The organism is Sphingobium sp. MK2 (assembly GCF_040170545.1).
Lineage (GTDB): Bacteria > Pseudomonadota > Alphaproteobacteria > Sphingomonadales > Sphingomonadaceae > Sphingobium.
In genome coordinates, this window is sequence record NZ_JAZDXA010000025.1 from 1 (window position 1) to 17,708 (window position 17,708).

A 17,708-nucleotide genomic window follows, 5' to 3' on the forward strand; every position below is an offset into this window, starting at 1 on the left:
GCGCGTAGCCCGGACGGAGGGGTGTCACGCTCTCGATAGGGTGACACCCCTCCACCACTTCGTGGTCCCCCTCCCCTGCAAGGGGAGGATTTGCGCTTTAGCGGCCGGTCATGGCTCTGGCGTTGGCGAGGAAGGTGCGGCCGATGCGGATTTCGTTGCCGTCGGCGAGCGCGGCGAACCACACGCCGCTGCCGTCGTGGCGCAGGCGGGCGATATGGTCGCGGCGGACGATGTGGGAGCGGTGGAGGCGGACGAATTGCTGCGGGTCGAGCCGTTCCTCCAAGCTGCTGATCGTCTGGTGGAGGAGGTAGCTGTGGGTGCCGACATGGAGGCGCATATAGTCGCGCTCCGCCTCGATCCGGTCGATCTGGTCGGTGGCGATGCGGATGAGTTCGGAGCGGTGCGGCACCCAGAATTCCTCGGCCCAATCGGTCTGGGCTTCGGTCGAGATGGCGGGCGCGTCGGTGGGGGGCAGGCTGCGTGCGGCCTCCACCCGGTCGATCGCGCGGGTCAGCCGGTCATGCGCGACGGGCTTGAGCAGATAGTCGACGGCGGCAAGATCGAAGGCCTCGACCGCGAAGCCTTCAAAGGCGGTCACGAAAATGACGGCGGGGCGCAGGCCCATGCGGCCGACCGCGCGAGCGACGCCTATGCCGTCGAGCAGCGGCATGGCGATGTCGAGCAGGACGAGGTCGGGTTTCAACGCTTCGATGAGGCGCAGGGCGGCTTCGCCATCGCTGGCGGTGCCGCAGAGCGTCAGGCGCGGTTCGCGGGCGCACAACATCTGCAGCCGCTCGATCGCGAGCGGTTCGTCATCGACGATCATGGTGCGGATGGACATGGGGATCAGCAACTCTGGCGGATGATGGGGAGGGTGATGAGGACGGAGAAGCCGCCGCCCTCACGCGGACCATAAGCGATGCGGCCCTGATCGCCAAAGCGGGCGGTCAGCCGGTCGCGCACATTGGCAAGGCCGATGCCGCTGCCGCGATCGGCGTCGCCGGGCGGCTGGTCGCCATCGTCAGTGACGTTGATGTGCATCAACTCGCCATCGGCGCGCGCGGTGATGCGGATCTGCACCGGGCTGGACGTGCGCGAGACGCCATATTTAATCGCATTTTCTACCAGCGGCTGGAGGATGAGGCCGGGGACGCAGGCGGTCATGAGGTCGGCGGGAATGTCGATGACGCTGGTCAGCCGTTCAGGGAAGCGGACCCCCTCAATATCGAGATAGAGTTGCTGGAGATGGACTTCTTCGGCCAGCGGCACGTCGTCGAGCGGATCGCCGGTCAGGCTGGTGCGGTAGAAGTTGGAGAGCGACAGGATCATCTTTTCCGCTTCGTCGGGTTTGTTGCGCATGACGAGGGTCGAGAGGCTGTTGAGCGTATTGAACAGGAAATGCGGGTTCACCTGATAGCGCAGCGAGCGCAGTTCGGCCTGTTGCGCGGCGCGTTCCAGCCGGGCAGCTCGGCGTTCGGTGCGGTGGACTTCGCTGGCGTAGGAGAGAGCGAGGTAGAGCGCGGCCCAGGCGGAGAGGAAGAAATAGCGGCTGATCGCATCCTCGACGATCTGGATCAGCGCGAAATATTCTTCGCTGCGATATTTCATCCGGTCGCCATCGGTGAAGATGTTGACCGGGTCATAGACGTTGAACATGTAGAAATTGGCCGACGCCATGGCGAGCGCGAAGGGCGCGGCGAGCGAAAAGGCAGCGACGACGCGGACGCTCAAGGGCTTCGTGTCGAAGCGGCGCAGCATCAGGTAGAAGATCCAGGTGGTGACGATGCCGATGACGGTGACGATGGCGCGCCGCGCGGCCAGCTCATAGGGGGCGTCGAAGCCCATGACCGTGGCGCGCAGCGTGACCAGCACGGCGTAGAATAACCAGAAGCCGAGAATGGAATAGAGCGCGATCGCGGGCGAGATGCCGCGTTCGCCGTCGTCGGGCGCATATGTCATGACATCCTGTTTACCCGCGCGCGTGATACTTGTCGCCCCATCGCGTGGCTGCTGGTCGAAGCGGCTGGCGCGTTGGTCGAACGGCGCGTGGGAACCGGGATGCGGGCCGGTCCGTTGATCAGGAGAGATGCCTGTGTGGCATCGAGCAGGAGAGACGCATGACCCCGACTGATCATTCCCATACGCAGACCCATGAGCAGGCCGATGGCGCGCGCAGCAGCGACGCGCAGGACCATGTTCGCGACGCCGAGGAAAAGCTGGACGAGGAGTTGGAGGATTCGATGGATGCATCCGATCCGCCGTCCAGCACGCGGCCCGGTGACAAGGGCGATCCTGTACCGTCATCGGGCTACACGCCTGAGAATTGATGGCTTTTTGGCCGCAAGGATGATAGAGTTTGGGGGCGGCAGATGAAGCCATCGCCGCCCGTAAAGAGAGGAGCCGCACCCCATGCCGACATCCGCTACCCCCGCCGTCGAGCGCATTGCCCGCGTCCTGGCTGGACGCCATCTGAGCCAGAATGGTGAGGGTAGCGATCCCCATGCAGCGAGTGCGGTGGATGCAGCATGGTGTAACCATGTCGAGGATGCCTATGCCATACTGCATACGTTGCGCGAGCCGGACGCGCAGATGGCACAGGCGGGCGACGTCGCGGTATGGCGCAGCATGATCGGCGCGGTGTTAGCGCGCCGGTCGGAGGCATGAGGGACGGCGCGACCAACCGAACCTTGGCTTCGCATTTTCATGTTGCGCTGCACAAGGAAATCTGATCCCTTGTGAATGGCGGCGGAACAGGCGCTTAAGCCTTCAGTAACCATAGAGGGCGCATGTTCTGACGATCGACTACAGGTCGGAGGGCATGAACATGGGTACGAGTGCAAAACCTGCGGACGGAGCCGTCACCTTGGCGGAACTGCGCGAATTCGCCAGCTTCTCGTCTGCCACACAACGTTATATTCGCCGGTCGCTCGACATCGGCCTGCATCGCCGCGATGCGATGAAGCTATGGTCGCGCGATCTGGTGGAGGAAGCCTCCATCCGCGCACAGGCACGCATCTATGGGCGGCTGGAAGAGATTAAGGCCCGCGTGCCCGATGACAGCGGCCTGGAACAGGTGGAGCCGTTCATGGCCCCGCTGGTGACCATCTCCGCCTTCGACCTGGGGCAGGACCGGCTGGCCAGCTTTTCCTCCTATCGGTTCCTGTACGAGCGGCTGTTGGGCGCGGGCGCACGACCCTGGCTGCCCGGTGCTTTCTGCGCGGCGGCGAGCCTGCCGCACCTGCACCCCGAAAAGCGGCGCGTGCTGTTGCAATCGATCAGCGAAGCGGCGGCGACGGCGGCGGGCTGGTCCAACCGCGAGCCGAGTTTCTACCCCGAATGGGTTGAGAAGGTGGATCTGAGCAAGGCCAACTGACAGCGCAAGGCGATGCCCGCATCCGGGGGGAAGCGGGCATCGGCACAGGGCGGAGAATATTGGCAACTTGCCTATTGGCGGTCCCGGTCGAGCGCCGACAGCGCGCGGGCGCAATTACGCAGCGCCGGTAGCAGGCGGGTGCGCAAGTCGGCCTCGCTATGGCGCTGGGCATTCGTGCCGATATTGAGTGCCGCACGGATTTGCCCGGTGGACGAACGTACCGGCACAGCGATGGAACGCAGGCCCGGTTCGAGTTCCTGATCAACGATCGCAAAACCTTCGTCGGCCACCTGTTCGCAAATGGCGAGGAGGCGGCTGATCTGCGTTTCGGTCCGCGCTGTGATCGGAACGATCGCCACGCGCCTGAAATAAGCGCGCCGCTCGTCCACACTCATCCCGGCCAACAGCACACGCCCCATCGATGTGGGATAGAGGGGGAGGCGGCTGCCGACGCGCAGGGCGACAGACATGATACGGGAGGTTTCCGCCCTGGCGATATAGCAGACCTCGTCCGCCTCCAGCAAACCAAGCGAGCAGGACTCGCCGATTTCATCGCGCAGGGTGTCCAGCAGCGGCTGGGCCTGAACGGCCAGCGGGGTCGAGGAGAGATAGGCGTAGCCCAACGCCATGACCTTGGGCTTGAGGGCGTATTTCGTCCCGATCTTCTCCGCATAGCCAAGGCGCGTCAGTGTATGTAGGCAACGGCGCACGGCGGGGCGGCTGAGGTTTGTAAGCTGGCTCGCCTGGGCGATGGTCATCAGCCGTTCCTGTTCCGCAAAACATTGTAGCACGGCAAGTCCGCGCGCCAGCGATGTCATGAATTCCGGGTCGCCGTCGGCCTGCAGGTCCGCGTCGTTCATGCTTCCACTTTATCCGTCCATAATGATCGATAATCGGCGTTCTACACCGCTTGGCCATCGACTCAATGGCCTGCGTTTCCGTCCGTCATGTGCATCGCGGTATCGGGCTGACTGGCTGGCTGCCGGTCAGCGGAATGCCGGGCGTGGACATGCCCTCAGGCATAGCGGCCGGGCGCGACCTTTCGCAATGTGATGGGCGGCTCCGTCGTGCCTACCGATGGCTCATCGATCACCGAGAGCGGGTCTATGGCCTGGCTGAGCAGCAGACCGCAGCGATCCACGCCGTGCCATATGACCGTGCCGCATACCTCCATATGATCACTGATCAATGTGATGCGCGCGGCGATCGGCGGCAAAAAGGCGGTTTCGAGCAAGGCACCATAGGCCGAGATGTTGAGAATGGTCACGGGTTCGCTGATGCCATCCCATAGCAGGGTGGCAGGGGCATTGGCGACGAAGCGGCTTTCGCGACGGCGGTCGGGCTGATGATGAGGTATGCGCGTCATGACGTTCTCCGGGCTCCCCCCAGGATCAGCCACGATCATGATATGGTTACGTTACCGAAATCACACGTCATCTGGTCAATACTATATTAGCCATGCGGGGCGGGCACGGTGCAGGCCCGCCAAGCCGCAATCAGGCCAGCGCGCCGTGGCAATGCTTGTATTTCTGGCCCGAACCGCAGGGGCAGGGGGCATTGCGGCTGATATCGAGATTGGCGAACTGATTGGCGGGGGCGGTGTCGAGCGGCCGGGTGGGAATGGTGGTGGTGATACCGCCCGTCTGGCCCGCGTCGATGTCCGCGCTGTTATCCTCGCCGGAAAAAGGATCAATGTGGGTGGTGATGAAGTCGGGCAGCACCGGCAGGTCGAATTGCGGCAAGGGTGCCTCATCCATGCGGAACTGCACCCGCGCGATTGAACCCGTCACATCTTCGCGGATATTTTCGAGCATCCGTTCGAACAGCGCGAAGGCTTCCTGCTTATATTCGTTGATCGGCGTCTTTTGCGCATAGGCGCGCAGATGGACGACCTGGCGCAGGGCGTCGAGCGTCGCCAGATGCTCCTTCCAATGATGATCGAGGCTTTGCAGCAGGATCGACTTCTCGATCATATGCCAGTCGGACGCATCGACATTGGCGACCTTTCCGGCAACGGCTTCGTCGGCCATCGCCACAAGCCGTTCCTCGATCATTTCCGGGTCGATGGCATCTTCGGCGAGCCAGGCGTCGAAATCGACGTCCAGCCCCAGAATTTCTTCGGTGCGGGTCTTGAGCTTCACCATGTCCCATTGTTCGGGATAGGTGCCGGGCGGGCAGGATGCGCCGACAATGTCGTTCACCGTTTCATGGCGCATGTCGGTAACGACGTCGTCCACTGTATCGGCATCCATGATGTCGGAGCGCTGTTCGTAGATCACCTTGCGCTGGTCGTTCATGACATCGTCATATTCGACGACCTGCTTGCGGATGTCGTAATTGCGCGCCTCGACCTTCTTCTGCGCGGTCTCGATCGCCTTGCTCAGCCATTTGGACGGGGGCAGTGCCTCGCCATCTTCCAGGTTGGAGCGGATCATCTTGGCGAACATCGTGTCCGGGCCAAAGATGCGCATCAGGTCATCGTCGAGGCTGAGGTAGAAGCGCGACAGGCCAGGATCGCCCTGACGGCCCGAACGGCCGCGCAACTGATTGTCGATGCGGCGGCTTTCATGGCGCTCGGTCGCCAGCACGAACAGGCCGCCCGCCGCCAGCACTTCCTGCTTCTCCACCTCGATCTCGGCCTCGATCCGCTTGATCGCCGCTTCACGCTCCGGCCCTTCGGGCATGTCGCGCAATTCGTCCTCGACCCGCATTTCGAGATTGCCGCCCAGTTTGATGTCGGTGCCGCGCCCCGCCATGTTGGTGGCGATCGTCACCACGCCCTTGCGGCCCGCCTGCGCCACGATATGCGCTTCGCTCTCATGGAAACGGGCGTTCAGCACGGCGTGGGGCACGCCTTCCTGATTGAGGAATTCAGACAGCATTTCGGACTTTTCGATCGACACTGTCCCGACGAGGACCGGCTGACCGCGTTCGGCATGTTCCTTGATCGTCCGGGCAATGCCGCGGAATTTATCCTCGATATTCTTGTAGAAACTATCCTGCTCGTCGATCCGCTGCACCGGCTTGTTGGTCGGGATGGTGACGACGTTCATCTTATAGATTTCGTAAAATTCGGTCGCTTCGGTCGAAGCGGTGCCGGTCATGCCCGAAATCTTGGGATACATGCGGAAATAATTCTGGAAGGTGACCGAGGCCAGAGTCTGGTTTTCCGGTTCGATCTGGACGCCTTCCTTGGCCTCCACCGCCTGATGCAGGCCGTCCGACCAGCGGCGGCCGTCCATCATGCGGCCGGTGAACTCGTCAATGATGATAACCTTGCCGTCCTTGACGATATAGTCGATGTCGCGGCGGAACATGACATTGGCGCGCAGCGCCTGGTTCACATGATGCACCACCTGCGTATTTTCAAAATCATAGAGGTTGGTGCCCTGGAGCAGCCCGGCATCTTCCAGCAGACGCTCGATCCGCTCGGTGCCGTCTTCGGTCAGCGTGACGGAGCGCTGCTTTTCGTCCTTCTCATAATCGGCTTCCGTGACCTGCTTCACGATCGCATCGACCGAGACATAGAGTTCGGACTTGTCGTCGGTCGGGCCGGAGATGATGAGCGGCGTGCGCGCCTCGTCGATCAGGATCGAGTCCACCTCGTCAACGATGGCATAGTTGAACGGGCGCTGGACCATCGAGGCGCGGTCATATTTCATATTGTCGCGCAGATAGTCGAAGCCGAGTTCGTTGTTCGTCGCATAGGTGATGTCGGCGGCATAGGCGGCGCGGCGCTGATCCTCGCTGATGTTGGGCACGATGACGCCGGTGGTCAGCCCCAGGAAGCGATAGACCTGCCCCATCCAGTCGCAGTCGCGGCTGGCGAGATAGTCGTTCACGGTGACGACATGGACGCCCTTGCCCTCCAGCGCGTTCAGGTAGGTGGCGAGCGTTGCCACCAGCGTCTTGCCCTCACCCGTGCGCATTTCGGCGATCTCGCCGCGATGCAGGACGATGCCGCCGACCATCTGCACGTCGAAATGGCGCATGCCCAGAACCCGGACGGACGCTTCGCGCACCGTGGCAAAGGCTTCGGGCAGCAGGTCGTCCAGCGTCTCGCCCGCGGCCAGCCGCTCGCGGAACTTGACGGTCTGCGCGGCCAGATCCGTATCGTTCAGCGCCTGCATCGCGGGTTCGAACGAGGCGATCCGATCGACGATCTTGCCCAGCGACTTCACATAGCGTTCGTTGGACGAACCGAAGATGGACTTGGCGAGTGCGCCGAACATGGACATTCCTGACTCAAAAGGGAGGCGCGGCCCATTGAAGGACAGGCGCGCGGACATGCGCGGCGATTTAGGGATGGCTCAACGGTTAGTCAATCAAGGTGCGCGCGGCGCGCAATGCTGGCTGAACGTCATAAGGGTGGCCATGTAGGCTTGCCGGGTTCGACGGACTGGCCGTGCGTCAATGAGAAGCATCTCTGCTGGCGGTCCATTCTCGCGCCAACGTTCGTTCTTGATAGAGGGCATTTCGTCTACAGTCTGTGATCCGGGGTATTGGTTTTACCGATCCCTGGCGGCAACTCCGCATGTGCCGAATACCGACTGGCTGCCCCGGCCCCGGTAACAATCTGATGCCGAAAGGACTGCGGTCGCCAGGATAAGGCGGGTTTCGTTGAAACCAGTATAACAAATATTGGCCTTACCCATTGACAAGCTTTTTTCGATATTGCAGTCAGCGATTGTGATAGCGTTACCATTCAGAAAGATTGTGTAACGTCACGCACTATCCAGGGAGAGGATGAAATGGCACGATATCAAACAGATGTTCGTCGCGCCTTGTTGGCTGCGACCGCTATTACGACGATGTTCGCGGGGGAGGTTCATGCGCAGGCAGGTGATGCGGCTCCGCAGGCTCAGTCGATAGCGCCCGACACAACCGTAAACGACATCGTGGTGACCGGCTATCGCGCCTCGCTGCAAAGTTCCACTAACGCCAAGCGCGATGCCACTGGCTTTACCGATTCCATCTTTGCGCAGGATATCGGGAAATTTCCCGATACGAACATCGCCGAATCGTTCAACCGTATTCCCGGCATTACGATCAACCGCGACGTGAACGGCGAGGGCGTAAACGTCGCGATTCGCGGCCTTGGTTCGAACTTCACCAACGTCACGCTGAATGGTGCGCCCATCGCCGTATCGTCATCGGGTGCGACCGACGCGCAGGGGACGGACCGTTCCGTCGATCTCAGCTTTTTCCCGACCGACCTTTTCACCAAATTGACGGTCAACAAAAGCTATACCGCAAACCTGCTGGAAGGCGGCGCAGCGGGCAACATCGATATGCGCTCCGCACGGCCGTTTGATCGCCCCGGCACACGCTTCACCTATAATATGCAGGGCACCAAGCAGAGCGGGGTCGACAAGATCGGCGCGCGCGGGTCGGCAATTTTCAGCACCACCAATGATACGATGGGGATCCTCGTCGGCGTGTCCGGTCAGCGGCTGTTCACGGACAATCGCGGCTATGAAACGATCGGCTATACCAATCCGGCGCTGACTGCCGCGCAATGTGGGGCAGCCACCGGGTGCAACACGACCGGCGGCGGCAACTGGACCATCCCGGCCACCGTACCGGCCGGTGCGGGCGCGGGCACCGTTGCTGGCCAGACCATCGATCGTGCCTGGTTGCTTGCCAATAATCCGGGTGCCACCATCCAGCAGATCGACAATGGCATCCTGCCCCGCCTTGGCCGTTTCTCAGCGCAATATGGTCGTCGCGACCGCATCAATGCGATCGCCAGTGCCGAATGGCGTCCGTCCGATACGATGAACTTCTATATTGACGGTCTCTATGGCTATAAGAAGAATGACCTGACCCGCGAAAATATCGCGTGGATCGTGCGCAACGGCCAGCTCATCCCGACCAACACCAGCTATGATCGGGAAGATTGCGCCGCGGGTTGCCTGGTTACCAATGGCACTTACGCCAACTCGCAATTTTTCCTGGAATATCGTCCCCTCACGGAAACGACCCGTCTTTACAGCATCAATCCCGGCGTGGATTGGGAACTTGGCGATCGCCTGAAGCTGTCGTTGCAGGCCAATTACACGCGCAGCACCTTCCATCGCGAAATCCCGACCGCCGGTCCGGTCACCGCCATGGGTACGGGTGTGACGGTGGACTATACCTATAACCCCAATGGTCCGCCGACGATCGCAGCCAATGTCGACCTCAATGATCCGAACAATTTTGTCTGGAACGGCGGTCGCGTGAATATTTCCGACGAACGGCGCCTCAACAAGACGAAGGGCGTACGCGGTTCGCTCAACTGGGGCGATGAAAATCTCAGCATCCAGGCCGGCGGCAATTATGACGATGTCAGCCGTCGCATTCGCGGGTTCGACAACAGCCAAGCGTGGCAGAACGCCGTTTGCGGCGGCAATCCCAATGTGTTCCTGCCGGGGCCGAACAGCCAGCCTGTCTGCGTCGGCGCGGCATCGCCGGTGGCTGGCACGCCTGGCTATCCCGACTATCCGGGCTATGGCACGGGCTATACCGCAGGGCAGAGCGGAACGGTCAACTATGGCGGTTCGCTCGTTCCGGTGGGCCAACTGCCGAGCTTCCTCATGCCGGGCCGTGCGGGCTTCGTCACCGTCGATTGGAACCGTTTCAAGCAAGCGTCCAACTATGATTATTTCCATGACAATGCGCCGGAATCGGGTGGGTCCAACACCGGGGCAAGTGGTGGTCTGATCCATGAAAAGTCCTTCGCCGCCTATTTGATGGCGTCGGGCAAGCAGCAGATTGGCGACAATGACCTGCGCTTCAATGTTGGCGCGCGCTATGTGAAGACGGATCAGACGATCGAGGGCCGGGTTTCTATCGCCGATCCGCGCAACAACCCGACCGCCACCACCCAGTTGCCGGACGGTTCGCGCTATCCGAGCATCGTTACCATGGTTCGCACTTCAAATAGTTACGACAAGTGGCTGCCGACTGCTACGCTGGCCTATGATCTGGGCGATATGGCGGTTGTCCGGGCGGCTTATTCCAAAACGATGACCCGGCCTGACCCGGCCGCGCAGTTGCCCGGCGTTGGCTTTGGCGATCCCTCGGCCGCGACCGCGACGATCGGCAATCCTGCCCTCAACCCCTATTTCTCGAACAACCTCGATCTGGGCGTCGAACTCTATACGGGTCGCGAAGGCCTGATTTCGTTCAATGCCTTCCGCAAGTCGCTGACGGGCTTCACCAACAACCAGATCACGACCCAGCCATTTTCGTTCCTGGCGCAATATGGCATTACCTATGACTCGCTGAACCCCACCCAGCAGCAGGCGATCGACCTGCGGGGTGGTCCGGCTGCTGCAACCATTCAGGTTCAGTCGCAGGTCAATGTGCCCAACAAGCTCACGGTCAACGGCCTTGAGTTTCAGTGGGTGCAGCCGCTCGACTTCCTGACCGATCGGTTCGGCGTTCGGGGCTTTGGCTTCAATGCCAACGCGACCCTGGTCGATCAGCGCAGTGACGGACCTGCAACCGCATTTGGTGTCGCGCCCTTTACCTATAACCTGATTGGTTATTATGAAAATGGCGGCGTCAATTTGCGAGTGTCGACCACCTTCCGCGAAGGATCGCAGAGCAGCGGCGGCAACCAGAACGGCATTCCGGCCGCCGCCCTCTACAGCGATGATTACCAGCAATGGGATTTCGCTTCATCTTTCGACCTGGAGAAGCTGTTTGGATGGAAGGGCGCGCCGCAGTTGACCGTCGATATCCAGAACTTCACCAACTCGAAGCTGCGCAGCTACTTCCAGTTTGAAGGGGCGACCTTCACCCAGTACAAGCCGGGCGTACAATATCTCGTCGGGCTTCGCGGTAGCTTCTGATCGAAGACAGGCGGAGAGGGTGGCGCGGCAACGCTCCACCCTCTTTGTCTTCCAACGCTTATGAGGCGGGATAGGGACGGTCGTCCCCGCCGGGCGGTTTTAGCTGGATTGGAACTCTCTGATGCTGTCACGTCGCGATGTGCTTTCTGGATCTGTTGCTGCGGCGCTTGCCGCAAGCCCGCTGCGCGCAGCGGTCAGTTTTGACGGGAAAGCCAAGGGTTTCGAACTGGCCGCAAAGGGGGCAAGCGTCCCTCTTTTCGTCGACCAGGGTGATTTTCCGGGCGTGCGTCGCGCCGCTGGCGACCTGGCGGCGGACGTGGGGCGGGTAACCGGAACGGATGCCGCCTTCTCGCCCGCGCCCGACAAAAGACGCATGGTGCTGATCGGAACATTGGGCAAAAGCCCGACGATCGACCAACTTGCTGCAACGGGCAAGATCGACGTCGCGCCGATAAGGGGCAAGTGGGAAAGCTATACGCTACAGACGGTTCGCAATCCGCTGCCGGGTATTGAAGAAGCGCTGGTGATCGTCGGCAGCGACAAGCGCGGCACCATCTATGGCATCTATGATCTGTCGCAGAATATCGGCGTGTCCCCCTGGTATTGGTGGGCGGACGTGCCGGTGGTGAAGCGCGATCAGGTCCGCATTTCCTACGGTACATATTTTCAGGGTGAACCAGCGGTTCGGTATCGCGGCATCTTCCTCAACAATGAGGCACCCTGCCTGTCCGCCTGGACCGCGGAAAAATTCGGCGGCATGAATTCGGACTTCTACACCAAGGTGTTCGAACTCCTGCTGCGGCTGCGCGCCAATTATCTCTGGCCGGCAATGTGGAATAACGCCTTTAACGAAGATGATCCCAAAAACGGGCCTCTGGCGGATGAATATGGCATCGTCATGGGGACATCGCATCATGAGCCGATGAACCGCGCGCATAAGGAATGGACGTCGCGCAGGCCGGGCAATGGCGAATGGAATTATGTCACCAATCGTCCGGCGGTGCAGCAATTCTTCCGCGAAGGGGCGCAACGCAGCAAGGACCGCGAACTGTTGGTGACGATGGGGATGCGGGGCGATGGCGATGTCGCGATGGAAGGCACTGGCGGCATTCAGTCCGACATAGACTTGCTCGAAACCATCATTTCGGACCAGCGTCGCATATTGCAGGAAGAAACCGGCAAGCGCATCGAAGACATCCCGCAGGTTTGGGTACTCTTTACCGAGGTCCAGAAATATTATGACGCGGGCCTCAAGGTGCCCGACGATGTAACCTTGATGTTTGCCGATGATAATGTGGGTTATATTCGCCGCCTTCCCACGCCGCAGGAGCGTGCAAGCCGGACGGGTGGCTTTGGTGTCTATCACCATATGGACATGAATGGCGGTCCGTATAGCTATAAATGGATCAACACCAATCCCTTCCCGAAGATCTGGGAACAGATGAATCTCGCGCTGGAATATGGCGCGAACCGCATCTGGATCAGCAATATCGGCGACCTGAAGCCGCTGGAACTGCCGATCGAATTTTTCCTGGCCATGGCCTGGGACCCCAAGGCGGTGACCAAGGAACGGATGGCGGAGTGGACCCGGCTATGGGCAGCGCGCGAATTTGGCCAGGCCCATGCCGCCGAAATCGCGTCACTGGTGTCGCGTTACGCCAAATATAATGCCTGGCGCAAACCGGAGCAGTTGCGGCCTGACACCTATAGCCTGCCCAATTTCAGGGAAGCCGAACGCATGGTCGCCCTGTGGCGGGCGCTGCGTAACCGGGCGGAGGCCGTGAACGAGGCTCTGCCGGAGATGTACCGCGCCGCTTATTATCAGTTGGTGCTTCATCCCATCAGGGGATGCTGCAATCTGACCGAAATGCTTGTGGCCGCCGGGCGCAACGGGTGGTTCGCCGAACAAGGCCGTGCCAGCACCAACAAGGAAGCCGTCGAAGTGAAGCGGCTGTTCGCGCAGGCGCATCGGATACGCGATACCTATAATCATGATCTGTCGGGTGGAAAATGGAACCACCTGATGGACCAGACCTATATCGGCTATTTCGACTGGTATCAGCCGACGCAGGATATCCTGCCGCCGGTATCCGAGCTGGATCTGAACGACGTTTCCTTGTTCGGTGTCGCCGTCGAGGGCAGGAGCGAGGCATGGCCCGGCTATTATCTGCCGCCCAGCCTGCCGACATTCGACAGTCTGCGGCGCGAACGGCGCTGGATCGAGATATTTCCGCGCGGCAAGCGGCCGATCGCGGCCAAAGTGTCGGTCAGCGAACCGTGGATCATCCTGACCGAAGATAGCGCCTTTTCCATCAGTGCCGAGGATCGGCGCTATTGGGTGGATATCGATTGGGCCAAGGTGCCGGAAGGTACGTCCAAGGGATCGATCGACATCAGCCAGGAGGGGGTGTCGTACAGCGTTTCAGTGGGCATCAACGCCGTGAAGGCATCGGCCGACCAGACGCGCCTGGCCAAGGGCTGCTGGGGCAGCCTGCACGGCCCATTCTCCATTCCCGCCAATGCATTCGAACGCAATGTTCCGGCCGGGAATGTACGGTGGGAAGCCATTCCCGACTATGGTCGTGTCGAAGCCGCCATGTCTGTATTCCCGGTCGACGCGCCCTCCATCGCCGATCCGGCCAAGGCACCGCGCCTCGACTATCCGATCTTTGTCGGCGAAGCGGGAGACTGGACCTTCGATCTCGTCACCGCGCCGACCCTTAACATCAACCCCGCGCATCAATTGTCGCTGGCGCTGTGGATCGATGATAATGCACCCCAGATCGTCTCTGTCTTCACGCCGGAAAGGCGCGAGACCGAGGAGTTTCTGGGCGAAGCGCATGATCATGATTCCCGGACCGACATGCGGATCATGCGGTTCAAGGCCGCGATAGCAAAAGCGGGACGGCATCGGCTCAGCATCGCGATGGTGGACCCGACGATCGTAATCCAGTCGATCACCGCCTATCGGGACAGGCTGCCGGAAAGCTATTTCGGACCGCCAAGCATCAGGATAGGCGAACCGTCGCGGTCATAGGGCGCAGCCAGGAGGGGGCGGGTAACCAGTTTCGGACTGCTATAGCGTCGCCTCGATCTCGCGCGCGGCCAGGTCGGGATTTTCCGCCAGGCTGATCGGCCGTCCCACGACTAAAATGGACGCACCGCGATCGAGCGCCTGGCGCGGGGTCACGGCGCGTTTCTGGTCTGCCATCGCGCCGCCTGTGGGCCGCACGCCCGGCACCACGAAAAAGCCGTCATGCCAGGCCTTCTTGGCCATCGCCACTTCCTCGCCCGAACAGACGATGCCGTCCAGCCCAGCGCTCTGCGCCAGGTCTGCAAGCCGCCGTACCTGATCCTCGGCCTTCCCGCCGACACCGATGTCGAGCAGGTCGCCATCATCCAGGCTGGTCAGCACGGTCACCGCCACCACCTTCGTATTGACGCCCGCCGCCGCCTTGGCATCCTCCAGCATGGCGCGGCCGCCTGCCGCATGGACGGTCAGGATCGCCGGCTCCAGCAGATGCAGCGCCTGCACCGCCTTGGCCACCGTATTGGGAATATCATGCAGCTTGAGGTCGAGAAAGATCGGCAGGCCGAACTTCATCATCTCCAGCACGCCATGATGGCCATGGGCGCAGAAAAATTCGAGGCCCAGTTTCAGCCCGCCGACATGATGGCGCACCTGCCCCGCCAGATGTTGCGCCTTGGCGAGGTCTGGCGTGTCGATGGCGACATAGATGGGGCTGCTCATGCTGGTCCTGCGGGCGAAAGAGGAGGGGAGGTGGGAAGTATCGGGTCCGTCGCTTCGGCTACGGGTGGCGTCGAGGACATAGGGGACGATGCGACCGGCGTCGAAGCGGCAGGAGCCACCGAAGCCGGGGGCGCAGGCGGCGTGGTGACCGCCGCCAGCGCCCGTTCGGTGCTGTCGAGCCGCCGCTTCAAGCGCCAGCGTGTGGCGCGCGCCACGATCCAGAAGGGCAAAGCACCCAGAAGATAGGCCCCGATCAGCAGGACCGGCAGCTTGGTTTCCATCACCAGGTCGCCCCACAGGCGCACGGTCACGGGGACATAATTCGCCATGCAGAAGAAGGCGAGGGCGACGGCGATGACGACCCAGAAGGCAGTCCGCAAAAATTGCATCGGCTTTACCTCATGCTGCTGTTGCGGTGCAGCTTAGGCGATCCTTGCGGATTTCGGAAGCGCCTGATCGCTTTTGTCGATTTCTATGCGCATCGAGAGGCTCAGGGTTGCGCCGGGGGGCAGTATCGCCATGCCATCGGCCCGGTTCAGGGCATCGGGCATATGGCTGACCGGCTCCAGGCAGAAGAAATCGGCACCGGGCGGTCGATAGACATGCAGCCAGTCCGCCCCGCTCGCCGTCAGCATCAGGCGCAGCCCGTCGCCGCGTTCCACGGTCGCCATCCCGTCCCAGCCGCCATAGACATTGTCGATCAGGCTGTCGCCCTGCACCAGGGCCAACCGCGACCAGTCGCCAAGCGTGTCGGCGGGCACGGATCGTTCGGGCAGCATGTCCGGGGTAGACAGCCACAGGGATTGGGCAGCGAATTGCAGGCGCGTTGCGGGATCGGCGCAGAAATAGGGGTGAAAACCCAGTCCGACCGGCGCATCGCCATCGGCCTGGTTGGTAAGCGCCAGCGTCATGATGATCGCGTCGGGAGCCAGCGTGACTTGCTGCTGCGCCGTAAAAGCCCATGGCCAGCGCGCATCGGCGCTGTGAACCAGGGTCAGCAACGCGCTGTCCGGGCTTTGGTCCGTCACTGCCCAGCCGCTCTGCCAGCCATGGCCATGGATGCTGTGCGGATGATCGCCGAAATTGCGCGGCAGGTGATAGTCCTGCCCGTCAAAATGAAAGCGCCCGTCTGCGATGCGATTGGCATAGGGCACCAGCGGAAAGCTCGCCATATCGAGCGGATCGGCGCTCCCCTCCGGCGCATGCCGCAGCAGGTCGACGCCATCGAGCGCGAGCCAGCGCAGCGCCCCGCCGCAAGCGGGCGAGAGCGCTGCCTCCAGCCCTCCCGCCCGCAACAGGATCGTCTCGTTACTCAGCCGACCATATCCTCTAGCTCGCGACCCTTGGTCTCATACACCATCTTGCGCACGAAGAAGAAGGAGATCGCCGCGAACAGCGCATAGCCCATATAGGTCCACACCAGCCCCGGCGAGACGGCCAGCGAAGGGAAGCTGACCGAAATCGCCGCATTGGCGATCCACTGGGCAAAGCCGGCGATGGCCAGGCCCGAACCGCGAATCTGGTTCGGGAACATTTCGCCCAGCATCACCCACATGATCGGACCCCAACTCAGGTTGAAGAAGATCACATAGAGATTGGCGGAAATGAGCGCCATCAACCCGTTATGGCCGGGCAAGGACACGGCACCATCCGCGCCGGTGACGGCGGTGGAGAAAGCATAGGCCACGACCGACAGCGTCACCGCCATGCCCGCCGATCCGATCAGCAGCAGCGGCTTGCGGCCGATCTTGTCCACCAGCGCGATCGCGCCAAGGCACGCGCCGATCGACAGCACGCCCGACAGGATGTTGATCTGTAGCGCATTATCCTCAGAGAAGCCGACCGCTTCCCACAGCGTCGCGCCATAATAGAAGACGACGTTGATGCCGACCAGTTGCTGGAACACCGCCAGGCCGATGCCGGTCCATACGATCGGGCGGATCTTGCCGCTGGTCTTTTCAATGAGGTCGGACAATTTGGGCCGATGATGATCGGCGGCAAGGCTGGCGCGGATTTCCGCGACCTTGCGCGCGGCTTCGAGCGGACCGAACAGGCGGGTCAGCACCACTTCGGCGTCCGCATCCCGGCCACGCGCGACCAGATAGCGGGGGCTTTCAGGGATGAAGAGCAAGGCGACCAGGTAGATGGCGGCAGGAATCGCCTGCAACCAGAACATCCAGCGCCACGCCGGGAAGTCGAGCCACAGCGGCGCGGTCGATCCGCCCGCATAGCGTGCCAGCACGAAATTGGCGATGAACGCGCCGGTCAGGCCGGAAATGATCATCACCTGCTGGACGCTCGACAGCCGCCCGCGCACCGCCGCTGGCGTGACTTCGGAAATATAGACAGGCGAAATGACGCTGGCCGCGCCGACGCCCAGGCCGCCGATGATGCGGGCGAAGATGAAGATGGCGGATGACCCGGCCGCGCCCGCCAGCAGCGCGCTGACGAGGAACAATATGGCCGCCAGCATCATGACGCCGCGGCGACCGATGAGGTCGGCCATCCGTCCCGCCATGAACGCGCCGACCGACGAGCCGACCAGAATGGCACCGACATTGATGCCGATGCCCAGCTTGCCGAGGTCAAAGGCGCTTTCAAGCCCCTTCTGCGTGCCGTTGATGACACCCGAATCATAGCCGAACATGAACCCGCCGATCGTCGCCACCGCGACGATCGCTGCGATAAAGGCCATGTTGACCTTTTCGGCGCTCCCCTCATTCATCCGTCATTCTCCCAAATC

At 61.7% G+C, this 17,708-nt stretch carries 14 protein-coding genes; 5 read left to right on the forward strand and 9 right to left on the reverse strand.

All coding sequences use genetic code 11. The features are described from left to right. Positions 1-97: 97 nt before the first annotated feature. Together V2I08_RS12210 and V2I08_RS12215 are read right to left on the reverse strand one after the other, a co-directional pair. Positions 98-841 carry a LytTR family DNA-binding domain-containing protein gene (locus tag V2I08_RS12210; protein WP_349635349.1) on the reverse strand — a complete coding sequence of 248 codons (744 nt, stop codon included), beginning with the start codon at positions 839-841 and terminating at the stop codon, positions 98-100. A gap of 5 nt (positions 842-846) precedes the next feature. Next, on the reverse strand, positions 847-1,959 hold the full coding sequence (locus tag V2I08_RS12215; RefSeq protein WP_349635350.1) for a histidine kinase: 1,113 nt from the start codon (positions 1,957-1,959) through the stop codon (positions 847-849). A 158-nt stretch (positions 1,960-2,117) separates the two neighbouring features. On the opposite strand from V2I08_RS12215, the gene V2I08_RS12220 reads away from it, so the two are divergent. The 3 genes from V2I08_RS12220 (at position 2,118) to V2I08_RS12230 (ending at position 3,373) form a co-directional block, all read left to right on the forward strand. Next, a complete protein-coding gene (locus V2I08_RS12220) occupies positions 2,118-2,327 on the forward strand; it encodes a hypothetical protein (protein ID WP_349635351.1) in 210 nt (69 codons plus the stop codon). A gap of 82 nt (positions 2,328-2,409) precedes the next feature. Then, the gene (locus V2I08_RS12225) at positions 2,410-2,664 is read left to right on the forward strand and encodes a hypothetical protein (protein ID WP_310223652.1); all 255 of its coding nucleotides are present in this window, start codon (positions 2,410-2,412) and stop codon (positions 2,662-2,664) included. Positions 2,665-2,824: 160 nt separating this feature from the next. Continuing rightward, positions 2,825-3,373, forward strand: coding sequence for a hypothetical protein (locus V2I08_RS12230; protein ID WP_349635405.1), 549 nt, complete (start codon positions 2,825-2,827; stop codon positions 3,371-3,373). A gap of 71 nt (positions 3,374-3,444) precedes the next feature. On the opposite strand, the gene V2I08_RS12235 is transcribed toward V2I08_RS12230, so the two are convergent. The 3 genes from V2I08_RS12235 to secA form a co-directional block, all read right to left on the reverse strand. Continuing rightward, entirely contained in the window at positions 3,445-4,233 is a 789-nt protein-coding gene (locus V2I08_RS12235; RefSeq protein ID WP_349635352.1) for an IclR family transcriptional regulator C-terminal domain-containing protein, read from the reverse strand. Positions 4,234-4,388: 155 nt separating this feature from the next. Next, complete coding sequence (locus V2I08_RS12240) at positions 4,389-4,739, reverse strand: PilZ domain-containing protein (protein ID WP_349635353.1); 351 nt, start codon at positions 4,737-4,739, stop codon at positions 4,389-4,391. 130 nt (positions 4,740-4,869) lie between these two features. After that, positions 4,870-7,605 (reverse strand): preprotein translocase subunit SecA, encoded by a 2,736-nt coding sequence (gene secA, locus V2I08_RS12245; RefSeq protein WP_349635354.1) that lies wholly within the window; start codon positions 7,603-7,605, stop codon positions 4,870-4,872. A 519-nt stretch (positions 7,606-8,124) separates the two neighbouring features. Here secA and V2I08_RS12250 point away from each other — a divergent pair. Next, positions 8,125-11,214, forward strand: coding sequence for a TonB-dependent receptor (locus tag V2I08_RS12250; protein WP_349635355.1), 3,090 nt, complete (start codon positions 8,125-8,127; stop codon positions 11,212-11,214). A gap of 121 nt (positions 11,215-11,335) precedes the next feature. Continuing rightward, positions 11,336-14,251, forward strand: a complete 2,916-nt coding sequence (locus tag V2I08_RS12255; RefSeq protein WP_349635356.1) for a glycosyl hydrolase 115 family protein — start codon at positions 11,336-11,338, stop codon at positions 14,249-14,251. Positions 14,252-14,290: 39 nt separating this feature from the next. Here V2I08_RS12255 and pyrF read toward each other — a convergent pair whose 3' ends face one another. Genes pyrF through V2I08_RS12275 form a run of 4 tightly spaced genes read right to left on the reverse strand, consistent with a single transcriptional unit; the run spans position 14,291 to position 17,690 of the window. Continuing rightward, the gene (gene pyrF / locus V2I08_RS12260; RefSeq protein ID WP_349635357.1) at positions 14,291-14,965 is read right to left on the reverse strand and encodes an orotidine-5'-phosphate decarboxylase; all 675 of its coding nucleotides are present in this window, start codon (positions 14,963-14,965) and stop codon (positions 14,291-14,293) included. Next, positions 14,962-15,354 carry a LapA family protein gene (locus V2I08_RS12265; RefSeq protein ID WP_349635358.1) on the reverse strand — a complete coding sequence of 131 codons (393 nt, stop codon included), beginning with the start codon at positions 15,352-15,354 and terminating at the stop codon, positions 14,962-14,964. Before V2I08_RS12265 ends, pyrF begins: the two co-directional genes overlap by 4 nt. A 33-nt stretch (positions 15,355-15,387) precedes the next feature. After that, positions 15,388-16,260 carry an aldose 1-epimerase gene (locus V2I08_RS12270; RefSeq protein WP_349635359.1) on the reverse strand — a complete coding sequence of 291 codons (873 nt, stop codon included), beginning with the start codon at positions 16,258-16,260 and terminating at the stop codon, positions 15,388-15,390. A 17-nt stretch (positions 16,261-16,277) separates the two neighbouring features. Further along, a complete protein-coding gene (locus V2I08_RS12275) occupies positions 16,278-17,690 on the reverse strand; it encodes a sugar porter family MFS transporter (RefSeq protein WP_310223671.1) in 1,413 nt (470 codons plus the stop codon). Positions 17,691-17,708 lie beyond the last annotated feature (18 nt).

What these genes read in the sequence shown, in the direction of transcription:
- pyrF (WP_349635357.1), bottom strand. Translation starts at nt 14,965, where the DNA reads ATGAGCAGCCCCATCTATGTCGCCATCGACACGCCAGACCTCGCCAAG.
- V2I08_RS12275 (WP_310223671.1), bottom strand. Translation starts at nt 17,690, where the DNA reads ATGAATGAGGGGAGCGCCGAAAAGGTCAACATGGCCTTTATCGCAGCG.
- V2I08_RS12255 (WP_349635356.1), top strand. Translation starts at nt 11,336, where the DNA reads ATGCTGTCACGTCGCGATGTGCTTTCTGGATCTGTTGCTGCGGCGCTT.
- V2I08_RS12250 (WP_349635355.1), top strand. Translation starts at nt 8,125, where the DNA reads ATGGCACGATATCAAACAGATGTTCGTCGCGCCTTGTTGGCTGCGACC.
- V2I08_RS12265 (WP_349635358.1), bottom strand. Translation starts at nt 15,354, where the DNA reads ATGCAATTTTTGCGGACTGCCTTCTGGGTCGTCATCGCCGTCGCCCTC.
- V2I08_RS12230 (WP_349635405.1), top strand. Translation starts at nt 2,825, where the DNA reads ATGGGTACGAGTGCAAAACCTGCGGACGGAGCCGTCACCTTGGCGGAA.
- V2I08_RS12235 (WP_349635352.1), bottom strand. Translation starts at nt 4,233, where the DNA reads ATGAACGACGCGGACCTGCAGGCCGACGGCGACCCGGAATTCATGACA.
- V2I08_RS12215 (WP_349635350.1), bottom strand. Translation starts at nt 1,959, where the DNA reads ATGACATATGCGCCCGACGACGGCGAACGCGGCATCTCGCCCGCGATC.
- V2I08_RS12220 (WP_349635351.1), top strand. Translation starts at nt 2,118, where the DNA reads ATGACCCCGACTGATCATTCCCATACGCAGACCCATGAGCAGGCCGAT.
- V2I08_RS12225 (WP_310223652.1), top strand. Translation starts at nt 2,410, where the DNA reads ATGCCGACATCCGCTACCCCCGCCGTCGAGCGCATTGCCCGCGTCCTG.
- V2I08_RS12240 (WP_349635353.1), bottom strand. Translation starts at nt 4,739, where the DNA reads ATGACGCGCATACCTCATCATCAGCCCGACCGCCGTCGCGAAAGCCGC.
- V2I08_RS12210 (WP_349635349.1), bottom strand. Translation starts at nt 841, where the DNA reads ATGTCCATCCGCACCATGATCGTCGATGACGAACCGCTCGCGATCGAG.
- secA (WP_349635354.1), bottom strand. Translation starts at nt 7,605, where the DNA reads ATGTTCGGCGCACTCGCCAAGTCCATCTTCGGTTCGTCCAACGAACGC.